The sequence below is a fragment of the Agromyces sp. GQ35 genome, from assembly GCF_059758475.1.
Window position 1 is genome coordinate 309,999 of record NZ_JCAXEO010000003.1, and the last position, 12,736, is coordinate 322,734.

Sequence of the window (12,736 nt, forward strand, 5' to 3'; positions counted from 1 at the left end):
CTCTCGAAGGGAACTGACCTCACAGGGTCGATTCGAGAGCCTCAGTACCAGAACGACAGGACACAGGAGAAACATGGGAGCGCAGCTTCGGGTCTACCGGCAGAAGATCAAATCTGCCCAGACGACCAAGAAGATCACGCGAGCGATGGAGCTGATCTCCGCCTCGCGGATCCAGAAGGCCCAGGCGCGGGTCGCGGCGTCCGAGCCGTACTCGACGGCGATCACCCGTGCGGTGTCGGCGGTCGCGAGCTACTCGAACGTGGCGCACGTGCTGACGACCGAGCCCGAGCGCATCGACCGTGCGGCGATCGTGATCTTCACGTCCGACCGCGGTCTCGCCGGCGCCTTCAACTCGCAGGTGCTGCGTGAGGCCGAAGAGCTCACGGAGCTGTTGAAGAGCCAGGGCAAAGACGTCGAGTACTTCCTCGTCGGACGCAAGTCGGTCGGGTACTTCAAGTTCCGGCACCGCTCGTTCGAGCGGAGCTGGGTCGGCGGTACCGATTCCCCCGATTTCGACACGGCGAAGGAGATCGGCGATGCCGTGCTCGAGGCGTTCCTGCGGGACTCCTCCGACGGCGGCGTCGACGAGATCCACATCGTCTACAACCGGTTCGTCAGCCGGATCAGCCAGGTTCCCGTCGTCACGCGACTGCTTCCGCTCGAGGTCGTCGAGAGCGAAGAGGAGCCAGAGGCCAAGCACGAGGTCTTCCCGTTGTACGAGTTCGAACCCGACGCCGAGACGGTGCTCGACGGACTTCTTCCCGTCTACATCGAGAGCCGCATCTACAACGCGATGCTGCAGTCCTCTGCGGCGAAGCACGCGGCGACGCAGAAGGCGATGAAGTCGGCCTCCGACAACGCCGACAAGCTCATCACCGACTACACGCGCCTTGCCAACAACGCGCGCCAGTCGGAGATCACCCAGCAGATTTCCGAGATCGTGGGCGGCGCTGACGCACTGTCGTCCGCCAAGTAGCCCCTTACGAAGAGAGAGAACACATGACTGACACCGCTACCGCCCCGGCCGCGGCCGCGCCTGTGGCCGGCGCCGTCGGCCGCGTCGCCCGGGTCACGGGCCCCGTCGTCGACATCGAGTTCCCGCACGACTCGATCCCTGAGATCTACAACGCGCTGAAGACCGATATCACCATCGGCGACGTGACGACGACGATCACGCTCGAGGTTGCCCAGCACCTCGGCGACGACGTCGTGCGAGCGATCGCGCTGAAGCCGACCGACGGTGTCGTGCGCGGCCAGGAGGTGACCGACACCGGTGCGCCGATCTCGGTTCCCGTCGGCGACGTCACGAAGGGCAAGGTCTTCAACGTCATCGGCGAGGTGCTCAACGGCGAGCCCGGTGAGACGATCGAGATCACCGAGCGGTGGCCCATCCACCGCAAGCCCCCGGCGTTCGACCAGCTCGAGTCGAAGACGCAGCTCTTCGAGACCGGCATCAAGGTCATCGACCTCCTCACGCCCTACGTGCTCGGCGGCAAGATCGGACTCTTCGGCGGTGCCGGTGTCGGCAAGACGGTGCTCATCCAGGAGATGATCCAGCGTGTCGCCCAAGACCACGGTGGTGTGTCGGTGTTCGCCGGCGTCGGCGAGCGCACCCGTGAGGGCAACGACCTCATCCACGAGATGGAAGAGGCGGGTGTCTTCGACAAGACCGCACTCGTCTTCGGACAGATGGACGAGCCGCCGGGAACGCGTCTCCGCGTCGCCCTCTCGGCCCTGACCATGGCCGAGTACTTCCGTGACGTGCAGAAGCAGGACGTGCTGCTCTTCATCGACAACATCTTCCGCTTCACGCAGGCCGGCTCCGAGGTCTCGACGCTGCTCGGTCGTATGCCGTCCGCGGTGGGCTACCAGCCCAACCTCGCCGACGAGATGGGTATCCTTCAGGAGCGCATCACGTCGACGCGCGGCCACTCGATCACCTCGCTGCAGGCGATCTACGTGCCCGCTGACGACTACACCGACCCGGCTCCGGCGACGACCTTCGCCCACCTCGACGCCACGACCGAGCTCTCTCGTGCGATCGCGTCGAAGGGCCTCTACCCGGCTGTCGACCCGCTGACCTCGACCTCGCGCATCCTCGACCCCCGGTACCTGGGCGAAGACCACTACCGCGTTGCCACCACGGTCAAGCAGATCCTCCAGAAGAACAAGGAACTGCAGGAGATCATCGCCATCCTCGGTGTCGACGAGCTCTCCGAAGAAGACAAGATCACCGTGTCGCGTGCGCGACGCATCGAGCAGTTCCTCTCGCAGAACACCTACATGGCGAAGAAGTTCACCGGTGTCGAGGGCTCGACCGTGCCGCTCAAGGACACGATCGAGTCGTTCGACGCCATCGCCAAGGGCGAGTTCGACCACGTGGCCGAGCAGGCCTTCTTCAACGTCGGTGGCATCGGCGATGTTGAAGAGAAGTGGGCTCAGATCCAGAAGGAGAACGGCTGAGCATGGCCAGCCTCAACGTGAGTGTCGTCTCGGCCGACCAGCAGGTCTGGTCGGGCGAGGCGTCCATGGTGGTGGCACGCACCGTCGAGGGCGAGATCGGCATTCTGCCCGGTCACGAGCCGATGCTCGCGATCCTCGCCGGTGGCGAGGTGCGCGTCACCCTGCCGGGCGGCGAGAAGATCACCGCCAACGCTGACGACGGGTTCCTCTCGGTCCAGGCGAATGCGGTGCAGATCGTCGCGTCTCGGGCCGAGCTCGTCTAGGGAGTCACGGATGCAGGGGGAGCAGCCGATGGACCGCCAGTTCGGTGACCTGAGTGTCACCCAGCTCGTTATCATGGCCGGATTGCCGGGTGCGGGAAAGTCGACGATCGGTGAGATCATCGGCGCCCGCCTCGGTGCCACGGTCGTGTCAGTGGACCCGATCGAGTCGGCGATCCTCCGCGCGGGCATCGACGCTGATCAGCCGACCGGTCTCGCCGCATATCTCGTGGCCGAAGAGATCGCCGAGAAAGAGCTCGACTCGGGGCGAACCGTCATCGTCGACGCCGTCAACGCGGGCGAGGCGGCACGCCTGCAGTGGCGCGATCTCGCTGAACGCGCCGAAGTCCGGCTACGCGTGATCGAGGTGGTCTGTTCCGATGAAGCACTGCATCGTGCGCGGCTCGAGAAGCGCGAGCGCAAGCTGCCGCATCTCGAAGAGACGACTTGGCGCGCGGTCGAGCAGAGCCTCGAAGGCTATGCAGCCTGGACGGGGCCATCGTCGGCCCTGCCGCGGGTGACGATCGACAGCATCGAATCTCTCGGATCGAACGTCGACGCGGCCCTCGCCTTCATCGGTTCGTAGATGCGGTTGCTGCTCCCGCCGTCGGAAACGAAGCGCGACGGCGGAGTCGACAGGCCACTCGATCTGGATCGGCTCTCGTTCGGGGCGCTCTCATCGATGCGCGCCGAGGCGGCCGATGCCGTGGTCGCCCTCGCGGGCGATCTTGATGCGGCCATGCGTGCATTGAAGCTCGGTCCTCGACTGACGCACGAGGTGCATCGCAACCGTGCATTGCGCGAGTCCGCGACGATGCCGGCGCTCGACCGCTACACCGGTGTGCTCTACGACGCATTGGATGCGGCGAGCCTCGACGAACGAGCCCGCGCCTTCGCCGGTGAACACGTCGTCGTGCACTCCGCGCTGTTCGGCCTGCTCGGCGCCATGGACGAGATTCCGGCATACCGACTCTCGCATGATTCACGTGTGCCGGGAGTGCGTTTGAAGCAGCTCTGGAGAAGCCCGATCTCGACCCTCCTCGCGCTGGAAGCTGAACGCGGCATCGTGCTCGACCTGCGTTCTGAGGCGTACGCGGAACTCGGACCGGCGCCGCTCCACCGCGAATCGGCGTTCGTCAGGGTCGTCTCCGTGGACGAGGGTGGTCGGAGCCGGGCACTGAACCATTTCAACAAGCGGGCGAAGGGGCTCTTCACCCGCGCCCTGCTGGCGGCGCGTCCGCACATCACGTCGATCGAAGAACTCATCGAGTGGGCGCCCGAGGCCGGGTTCTCGCTCACGGTTTCTCCGAGGCGCGGGGCCGGCGTGAGCGAACTCGAGCTCGTCGCCTGATCGCGTACACCGCGAACGTGCGGCTCACGCCGTGGACGAGGTCTCTGCTCGATGGCACCCTGCGAGATGGTCGTCGACCATGCCCGACGCCTGCATGAGTGCGTACATGGTCGTCGGCCCGACGAAGCGGAATCCACGCCGACGCAGTTCTTTGCTCATCGCCGCCGACTCGGTCGTCGTCGCAGGTACTTCGGCGAACGAGAGCGGTGCTGCCGGGCGTGCTGGCGGAGCGAAGCTCCACAGCAGTTCGTCGATGGGGACATCGAGTTCGAGGGTCGCTCGCGCGTTCTGGATCGTCGCCTCGATCTTGCCGCGGTGCCGGATGATGCGCTCATCGCCGAGTAGCCGCTCGACGTCGTCATCGTCCATCGCAGCGACGAGCTCGACCTCGAACCCGTGGAACGCCTCGCGGAACGCGGGCCGACGCCGGAGGATCGTGATCCACGAGAGGCCGGCCTGGAACCCTTCGAGACACACCTTCTCGAACAGGCGAACCGGGTCGTGTTGCAGGGTGCCCCATTCTTCGTCGTGATAGCGACGGTACTCGGGGTCGGAGGCGCCCCAGCCGCAGCGCGCCAAGCCGTCGTCGCCGATGATGATCTCGGCCCGGGGGATGACGCTCACGCGGCGAACCCGATCTGCTCGTGCCCGAGCAGCCAGAGTTTCGTCGGAACCCCTTCGCCCCCGGAGTATCCGGTGATTCGACCGTTGGTGGCGAGGACGCGGTGGCAGCCCACGATGATGGGAACCGGGTTGGCGCCGACCGCTCCGCCGATGGCCCGTGCAGCCCCTGGACGCCCGACCGCGGCGGCAAGCGAGCCGTAGGAAGTGGCCTCGCCCCAGTGCAGTCGTTCCAGTTCGGCCCACACGGCACGCTGGAACGGGGTGCCGGTGAGCCGAACCGGAACGTCGAAGTCGAGACGACGACCCTCGAAGTACTCGGCGAGCTGATCGCGCGCGAGTTCGAGCACGGCATTGGGGCGTTCGGCATCGGCGTCGTGTGGCAGAACGCCGCCGCGCTCGATGTTGAGGCTCGTGACGGCGTCGTCGTCGCCGACGAGCTCGAGGCGCCCGATCGGGCTGCTGAGGCGGATGAGGTACACGTTCGTCATGCTTCGAGCGTAGCCACGCCGTCCGACACCGGCTCGCGGGATTCGGACATTGCACGAAATCGCGATGGCGACGACGTTGTGGAGGCGTGGTCGACTCCTCCTCGACAGGCGAACGGCGACGGCACGCATCCACCGATCGCTGCGATGGGTGAACCGGGCACCGCTCGGCCGCGGCACGCTCACCGCATGACCACCATCATTCGCGCCGAGGCGGCGCACGAGTTCCTGGCCCTGGTTCCGACGCTCGCCGGCTTCCGGCCCGAACGTTCGCTCGTGTGCGTCGCATTCACCGGCAACCGAACGGCCGGTGTGCTGCGCTACGACCTGCCGCGTCGTGCTCGCGACCGCACGCCGCTCGCAGCGGCGATCGTCGGCACCATCTGCCGCATGCGCGAGGTCGACGCGATCGTGCCGATCGTCTACACCGACGACCGATTCGAGACGGCGCGAGGTCTCCCGGAACGCGCGCTGCTCTCCGTGCTCGTCAAACGCGCCGAGCAGGCGGGCTTCCTCGTTCGCGACGCATTGTGCCGCGCGGCGGATGGCTGGGGATCACTGATCGACCCCGCGACACCTCCATCGGGACATCCGCTCGCCATGATCGACGAGAGCCCGGTGATGCGGCTCGCGCCGCCGGAGCTCGAGATGCTCGGCTCACCGGGCGCGGCCGGTGAGCTCCCGCAGCCCGATGCCGCGGCGACCGCTGCGCTCGCCGGTGCCCTCGCCGAACTGACCGGCGCCGCTCGCGGTGCCGCGCTGATCAGGCTCGGGCCCGACAGTGATCCCGTCACCCTGGTCGAGAGTCTGCTGGGGCGTGAGACGGTGCATCCCTCGCTCCGACTCGCGTGGTTCCTGCATCTGGCATCACTGCCGGCCCTGCGCGACGCGATGATGCTGCAGTGCGCATTCGGCGCGGTCGTGGGTGAGGCGGCGCATGACGACGCGATCGAGACGGCGGAGCGCGCCGTCGCGCTCGATACGAGCGTCGAGGGGCTCGTCGTGCACGAGATGGCTGCCGGCGTGACCGGCGAGGTCAGCGAGATGCTGTCCCGCCTCCTGCTCGGGCAGTCGAGTCTTCGCCCGGATCGCCGTCGCGTCGAACGGGCGCTCGCGATGCTCCGCCCACTCGTCGCGAACGCGCCTGCACACCATCGGATCGGGCCACTCTGCATCGCCGCCTGGCTCGCATGGTCGCTCGGCCGTGGGTCGGTAGCCGGCGCGTTCATCGATCGAGCGCTCGCGATCGACCCCGAGCATTCGATGGCGGGTCTGCTCGCCGCCCACATCGGCAGTGGAGCGGTGCCTGACTGGGCGTTCAGTGCCCGGTGAGTCGGCCGAGCGCCCGCGCCACCAGGGAAGGTCGCCCGGTCGCCCGTTCCTCGGCATCGGCGAACTGCATGCCGAGCACGCCGAGGTTCGCGCCGATGTAGCGCAGTGGCTCGGGTTCCCAGAGGGGCGATCGGTGGTTCACCCATGGGAGTCGTGTGAGCTCGCTGTCGACGCCGCGCACGAGGTCGGCCATCGTTCGGCCCGCGAGATTCGTGGTCGAGAGGCCGTCGCCGACGTAGGCGCCGGCGAACCCGACCCCCGTCTTCGGGTTGTAGCTCGCTGTCGCGTTCCAGTCGCGTGCCACGCCGAGCGGACCGCCCCAACGATGCGTCACCCGAGCATCGCCGACCGCCGGGAAGAGCTCACGCAGCGCGGTGTGCAGATGGGCGAAAACCGATCCGACGTGTTCATAGGCCGGATCCAACGCACTGCCCCAGTGGTAGTTCGCCCCGCGCCCGCCGAATGCGAATCGGTTGTCGGCGGTGCGCTGGCCGTAGACGAGCAGGTGACGGTAATCACTGAACGTCTGCCCGTGCTCGAGACCGATCTCACTCCAGACCTCGTCGCTGAGCGGCTCGGTTGCGATCATCAGGGAGTAGAGCGGCAGGATGCGCCGACGCACGCGTGGCAGCTGTGCGCCGTACCCCTCGGTCGCGACGATCACATGACGGGCGGAGACCGTGCCCGCTGCTTCACTGCCGTCGAGCGCGCGGAACTGCACGCGACCGGCCGACCATCCCACCACCTCGGTGCGTTCGAACACCGAGACGCCGAGCGCTTCGACGACGCGCGCGAGTCCGCGCACGAGCTTGGCCGGCTGTACGCGTGCGCAAGCAGGGTCGTACATCGCGACGGGGGCGATGTCGCCGAGACCGGTGACACCGAAGCGGGAGCCGACGGTGCGCGCATCCCAGAACTCGAGCGCATCGACGCCGAAGCGGCGCGCTTCCGCGACCTCAGCGGTTGCGAGTTCGCGCTGCGGACGGTTGCGCGCGAACACGAGCGTTCCGCCCCTCACGTAGTCGCAGTCGATCTGCTCGAGCTCGGTCACGCGGCCCACCTCGTCGACGGTGTCGATCATGGCGCGTCGCATCGCCTGGGCCTGATCGAACCCGTGCGCGCGCTCGATCGAGGTCGCCGATTGGGGGAACAGCGCCGAACACCAGCCACCGTTGCGCCCCGACGCGCCGAATCCGGCGAACTCGCGCTCGAGCACCGCGATGCGGAGCGACGGGTCCGCCTTTGCGAGCGAGTACGCGGTCCAGAGCGCCGTGAGCCCGCCGCCGATGAGGCAGACGTCGAACCTGGCGCTCGAGGTGAGGGCCGCTCGCGGGCGGAGGTCATCGAGCCCGCGAGCGACCAGGTCGTCGAGCCAGAAGCTCACCCGGCGGGAGGCGTCGGGTGAGCCGTCCGTCGCTGTCGGGTGAGCGCCGGCCATCAGAGGCGGTTCGAGGCTTCGGTGAGCACTCCGCGGAGCTTCTGCTCGATCTCCGCGAACTCGGCAGGGCCGATCGTCAACGGCGGGGCGAGCTGGATCACGGGGTCGCCGCGGTCGTCGGCCCGGCAGTAGAGTCCGGAGTCGAAGAGCGCTTTCGAGAGGAAGCCGCGGAGGAGCTTCTCCGACTCCTCGTCGTCGAACGTCTCTCGCGTCTTCTTGTCTTTCACGAGCTCGATGCCGAAGAAGTATCCGTCACCGCGCACATCGCCGACGATCGGCAGGTCGAGCAGCTTCTCGAGCTCCGCGCGGAAGAGCGGCGAGTTCTCGCGCACGCGCTCGTTCAACCCCTCTTCCTCGAAGATGTCGAGGTTCTCGAGCGCCACCGCGGCCGACACCGGGTGCCCGCCGAAGGTGTAGCCGTGATAGAACGACGTGTTGCCCTCGGCGAACGGGGCGTAGATCTTCTCCGACACGATGGTCGCGCCGATGGGGGAGTAACCCGAGGTCATGGCCTTCGCGCACGTGATCATGTCGGGCTCGTAGCCGTACGCGTCGCACGCGAACATGTGGCCGAGCCGCCCGAAGGCGCAGATGACCTCGTCGGACACGAGCAGCACGTCGTACTGGTCGCAGATCTCGCGTACTCGCTTGAAGTAGCCGGGGGGCGGGGGGAAGCAGCCACCCGAGTTCTGCACGGGCTCGAGGAAGACGGCAGCGACCGTCTCGGGGCCCTCGAAGAGGATCATCTCCTCGATGCGGTTGGCTGCCCACAGGCCGAAGGCCTCGAGGTCGTCGGCCGGCGCACCCATCTCGGCGGCACGGTAGAAGTTCGTGTTCGGCACGCGGAAGCCGCCCGGCGTGACCGGCTCGAACATCTCTTTCATGCCCGGGATGCCGGTGATCGCGAGAGCGCCCTGTGGGGTGCCGTGATACGCGACGGAGCGCGAGATCACCTTGTGCTTGGTCGGGCGGCCCTGCAGCTTCCAGTAGTACTTGGCGAGCTTGAATGCGGTCTCGACGGCTTCTCCGCCGCCGGTGGAGAAGAACACCCGGTTCAGATCGCCGGGCGCGTAGCCCGCGAGACGGTCGGCGAGCTCGATCGCCGAGGGGTGGGCGTACGACCAGATCGGGAAGAACGCGAGCTGTTCCGCCTGCTTGGCTGCAACCTCGGCGAGGCGCTTGCGACCGTGCCCGGCGTTCACGACGAAGAGACCCGCGAGGCCGTCGAAGTACTCCCGGCCCTCGACGTCGTAGACGTGGTGGCCCTTGCCCCGGGTGATGATCGGCACCCCCGCTGTCGCCATCGTCGACTGCCGGGCGAAGTGCATCCACAGATGATCTTTCGCCTTCTGCTGCAGCGCGTCGTTGTCATAGACCGTGTCGGTCATCGCCATCCCTTTCTCGTCGAGCACCCGCCTTCTCAGCGAGTGCCCCAGTTGTAGAACTGCTTCTGGAGCTTCAAGTAGACGAACGTCTCAGTCGACTGCACGCCTTCGATCACGCGGATGCGCGTGTTCAAGAGATCGAGCAACTCCTCGTCGTTCTCGCACACCACTTCCGCCATCACGTCGAAACTGCCCGCGGTGAGCACGACGTAGTCGATCTCGGCGATCTCGGCGAGCCGGGCGGCCAGCACGCGGGTGTCGCCCGACGAGCGGATGCCGATCATCGCCTGCGTCGTGAAACCGAGCTGCATCGGATCGGTCACGGCCACGATCTGCATGACGCCGGACTCGGTGAGCCGTTGCACGCGCTGGCGAACCGCCGCCTCGGACAGTCCCACCGCCTTGCCGATGTCGGCGTAGGAGCGTCGGCCGTCGGCCTGCAGCTGCTCGATGATGGCCTTGGAGACGTCGTCGAGTTGCACCGGTCGGTGATGGGCGCGACCCTTGGCGGCATCATCGGACTGCCCCGAGCGGGGCGCCGTGGAACGAGGTCCGTTCGTCATTCGTCGATTGTGACAGTGACGGATGCCACGAGCAAGTGATTCCGTCGACTTCGTGTGTTTTCACAACTGATTTCGCCCTTCTTCCTCGCGTTCGACGACGGATCGCGGGTACCATGGCCGCGAACGGCGCCCATCATGGCGTCGCCCGACGCGAGCTCGGGCCGTGCACGAAGCGAGGACGCGAGCAAATGACCACCGACACCCTTCGAAACTTCATCGATGGCGACTACGTCGAGGGGCGCGGCGACGCACGCCTCGACCTGGTCGACCCGGCGACCGAGGAGGTCTACGCCCAATCGCCCGTCTCGACACCGGCCGACGTCGATGCCGCCTACCGTGCGGCATCCGCTGCGTTCGAGATCTGGGGCGAGACGACACCGGCGGTGCGCCAGCTCGCCCTCTTCCGCATCGCCGACGCCATGGAGGCCCGCGCCGAGGAGTTCGCCGATGCGGAATCCCAGGACACCGGCAAGCCCCGTGCGAGCCTCGTCGACGACGAGATCCTCCTCTCGGTCGACCAGATCCGATTCTTCGCGGGAGCCGCCCGCAACCTCGAGGGCCGGTCGGCCGGCGAGTACCTCGCCGACCACACCTCATTCATCCGTCGGGAGCCGATCGGGGTCATCGGCCAGGTGACGCCTTGGAACTACCCGCTCAACATGGCGGTGTGGAAGTTCGCACCCGCGATCGCGGCGGGCAACACCATCGTGTTGAAGCCGTCCGACACGACCCCGCTCGCCACCTTGCTGCTCGCCGAGGTCGCCGCCGAGTTCCTCCCGGCCGGGGTGATCAACGTCGTGACCGGTGACCGCAGCACGGGTGCGGCGATGATCGAGCACCCGACACCGCAGATGGTCGCCATCACGGGTTCGGTGCGTGCCGGCATGGAGGTCGCGAAGGCCGCGGCCGTCGACGTGAAACGCGTTCACCTCGAGCTCGGCGGGAAGGCACCTGTCATCGTCTTCGACGATGCCGATCTCGAGGCGGCGGTCGAGGGCATCGCGGCGGCCGGCTACTTCAACGCCGGTCAGGACTGCACCGCCGCCACCCGAGTGCTCGTGCACGAGCGCATCGCCGACGAGTTCACGGCCGCGCTCGCCGAGCACGCGGCGACGCTGCGCACCGGTGCGCCTCGTGACGAGGGGGTCTTCTTCGGACCGGTGAACAACGCGAACCAGCTGGAGCAGGTCTCGGGCTTCATCGACCGGTTGCCCGACCACGCCGTCGTGGAGACCGGCGGGCGTCGCCAGGGCGAGCGCGGCTACTTCTGGACCCCGACCGTCGTGTCGGGGCTCGCACAAGATGACGAGATCATCCAGCGAGAGGTGTTCGGTCCGGTCATCACGGTGCAGCGCTTCCGCGATGACGGCGAAGCGCTCCGTTTCGCGAACGACGTGCAGTTCGGTCTCGCCTCCTCGGTGTGGACGAAGGACCACGCCCGGGCGATGCGCTTCGCGAAACACCTCGACTTCGGCTGCGTCTGGATCAACACCCATATTCCGATCGTCGCCGAGATGCCGCATGGCGGGTTCAAGCACTCGGGCTACGGCAAAGACCTCTCGAACTACGGCTTCGAGGACTACACGCGCATCAAGCACGTGATGAGCTACATCGGTCGCTGAGCCGGACGGCTGCGATCCGTCTCGCCGAGTGGGCGAGACGATTCCCGTGCGGCGCCGGCCGGTGCCAGACTGTTCCGCATGGTCGCAGGCGGTGTCACGAGCTCGGCGTCGATCGGCGCGCCGGCGTGGGACGTGATCGTGGGCGACCGGTTCATCGTCGCGCTCGCTGCACCCGCCCCGGAGCGGGTACTGAGCGCGCTGGCCGAAGCTGCGAGCGACGGCCAGCTGGCCCTCGAGACGCTCGTGGGGATGATCCCGTCGGGCCGGGTGGGCCCGATCGACTCGTTCGGCATCGTCTGGTGGCCGGCCGAGTCGACCTCGAGCGTCACCGCGGTCGTGCGCGGCGACGCCGTCGTCGACCTCGCCTCGCCGGGCGGAAGTCGCCGCTTCGACGCACGCGGCATCCGGCCATGGCATCTCGCGGACTTCGACGACGTCGTCGCCGTGCGCATCACGGATGCGACCGCTCCGCTCGATCGGGTGGCGATGACCGGCGACGCCGTCGAGCACGCGCGAGCGAGCCTCAGGGCGTCCGCGGTCGAATGGGCGGCTGAGACGCCGCGCCGCCCGGCGCGCCGGGCGGCTCCCGCCGCTCGCGGTGACGGCGAAGCCGATGCCGATGCCGAAGCCGATGCCGACACCGTGCTCGCGCGGCACCTGCACGAGTCCGAACTGCACGATGCGGTCGCTGACACGATCGTCACCCCGCGGCTGCCGCAGCCACCGCGCCACCCCGTCGCGCCGACGCCCGAGACACCCTCGCACGATCCGGCGGGGGCCACCGAGGCGATCGCCGCGGCTGCACCCGAAAGCGCGTCGCAGTCGCCTGATCTCGTCGTCGGGGCCGCCGCCCCCGGCGGCCCGAGGTTCCGCATCAGCGGCGGCACGCCGGTGACGGTGACGTCGCCGGTGCTCATCGGGCGACGCCCGTTGCCCCCGCGGATCGCCGGCTCCGGCCCGGCTCCGACGCTCGTCACCGTCGCCTCGCCTCGCGAGATCGTCTCAGGCACGCATCTCGAGTTGCGTCTCGTCGGCACCCGGCTCGTCGCCACCGATCTTCGATCGACGAACGGCACCGTGCTGCGAACCACGTCAGGAGCGCGCCGACTCCGTGCGGGTGAATCGATCGTGGTGATGCCGGGCAGTACGCTCGAGCTCGGAGACGATACGATCGTCGAGATCCTCTCCGCCCAGGGTGTTCCCGGCGCATGAC

General features: G+C 67.7%; 13 protein-coding genes. 8 read left to right on the forward strand and 5 right to left on the reverse strand.

Annotated features, from left to right (window positions below; all coding sequences use genetic code 11):
- Positions 1–73 precede the first annotated feature (73 nt).
- The 5 genes from AC6CH0_RS16565 to AC6CH0_RS16585 are packed head-to-tail and all read left to right on the forward strand — an operon-like array spanning position 74 to position 4,074.
- Positions 74–976, forward strand: coding sequence for a F0F1 ATP synthase subunit gamma (locus AC6CH0_RS16565; RefSeq protein WP_498102852.1), 903 nt, complete (start codon positions 74–76; stop codon positions 974–976).
- A 23-nt stretch (positions 977–999) separates the two neighbouring features.
- On the forward strand, positions 1,000–2,463 hold the full coding sequence (gene atpD / locus AC6CH0_RS16570; RefSeq protein WP_498102854.1) for a F0F1 ATP synthase subunit beta: 1,464 nt from the start codon (positions 1,000–1,002) through the stop codon (positions 2,461–2,463).
- A 2-nt stretch (positions 2,464–2,465) separates the two neighbouring features.
- The gene (locus AC6CH0_RS16575; RefSeq protein WP_498102856.1) at positions 2,466–2,726 is read left to right on the forward strand and encodes a F0F1 ATP synthase subunit epsilon; all 261 of its coding nucleotides are present in this window, start codon (positions 2,466–2,468) and stop codon (positions 2,724–2,726) included.
- Between the two features lie 28 nt (positions 2,727–2,754).
- Positions 2,755–3,309: a P-loop nucleotide/nucleoside kinase family protein gene (locus AC6CH0_RS16580; RefSeq protein ID WP_498102858.1), complete on the forward strand. Its 555-nt coding sequence runs from the start codon at positions 2,755–2,757 to the stop codon at positions 3,307–3,309.
- Positions 3,310–4,074, forward strand: a complete 765-nt coding sequence (locus tag AC6CH0_RS16585) for a YaaA family protein (RefSeq protein WP_498102860.1) — start codon at positions 3,310–3,312, stop codon at positions 4,072–4,074. It begins immediately after the preceding gene.
- Positions 4,075–4,098: 24 nt separating this feature from the next.
- On the opposite strand, the gene AC6CH0_RS16590 is transcribed toward AC6CH0_RS16585, so the two are convergent.
- On the reverse strand, positions 4,099–4,689 hold the full coding sequence (locus tag AC6CH0_RS16590) for a DNA-3-methyladenine glycosylase I (RefSeq protein ID WP_498103300.1): 591 nt from the start codon (positions 4,687–4,689) through the stop codon (positions 4,099–4,101).
- A gap of 5 nt (positions 4,690–4,694) precedes the next feature.
- A complete protein-coding gene (locus AC6CH0_RS16595) occupies positions 4,695–5,186 on the reverse strand; it encodes a methylated-DNA--[protein]-cysteine S-methyltransferase (protein ID WP_498102862.1) in 492 nt (163 codons plus the stop codon).
- 186 nt (positions 5,187–5,372) lie between these two features.
- Between AC6CH0_RS16595 and AC6CH0_RS16600 the strand changes: the two genes are divergently transcribed.
- Positions 5,373–6,515, forward strand: coding sequence for a DUF4192 family protein (locus AC6CH0_RS16600; protein ID WP_498102864.1), 1,143 nt, complete (start codon positions 5,373–5,375; stop codon positions 6,513–6,515).
- Here the strand turns inward: AC6CH0_RS16600 and AC6CH0_RS16605 are convergent.
- Genes AC6CH0_RS16605 through AC6CH0_RS16615 form a run of 3 tightly spaced genes read right to left on the reverse strand, consistent with a single transcriptional unit; the run spans position 6,502 to position 9,901 of the window.
- Positions 6,502–7,953: an NAD(P)/FAD-dependent oxidoreductase gene (locus AC6CH0_RS16605; protein WP_498102866.1), complete on the reverse strand. Its 1,452-nt coding sequence runs from the start codon at positions 7,951–7,953 to the stop codon at positions 6,502–6,504. The two genes, AC6CH0_RS16600 and AC6CH0_RS16605, sit on opposite strands and share 14 nt — an antisense overlap.
- The gene (locus AC6CH0_RS16610) at positions 7,953–9,341 is read right to left on the reverse strand and encodes an aspartate aminotransferase family protein (RefSeq protein ID WP_498102868.1); all 1,389 of its coding nucleotides are present in this window, start codon (positions 9,339–9,341) and stop codon (positions 7,953–7,955) included. Before AC6CH0_RS16610 ends, AC6CH0_RS16605 begins: the two co-directional genes overlap by 1 nt.
- A gap of 32 nt (positions 9,342–9,373) precedes the next feature.
- Entirely contained in the window at positions 9,374–9,901 is a 528-nt protein-coding gene (locus AC6CH0_RS16615; RefSeq protein WP_498102870.1) for an Lrp/AsnC family transcriptional regulator, read from the reverse strand.
- A gap of 188 nt (positions 9,902–10,089) precedes the next feature.
- Here AC6CH0_RS16615 and AC6CH0_RS16620 point away from each other — a divergent pair, with 188 nt between their 5' ends.
- On the forward strand, positions 10,090–11,523 hold the full coding sequence (locus AC6CH0_RS16620) for a gamma-aminobutyraldehyde dehydrogenase (protein WP_498102872.1): 1,434 nt from the start codon (positions 10,090–10,092) through the stop codon (positions 11,521–11,523).
- A gap of 78 nt (positions 11,524–11,601) precedes the next feature.
- Positions 11,602–12,735 carry an FHA domain-containing protein gene (locus tag AC6CH0_RS16625; RefSeq protein WP_498102874.1) on the forward strand — a complete coding sequence of 378 codons (1,134 nt, stop codon included), beginning with the start codon at positions 11,602–11,604 and terminating at the stop codon, positions 12,733–12,735.
- Position 12,736 lies beyond the last annotated feature (1 nt).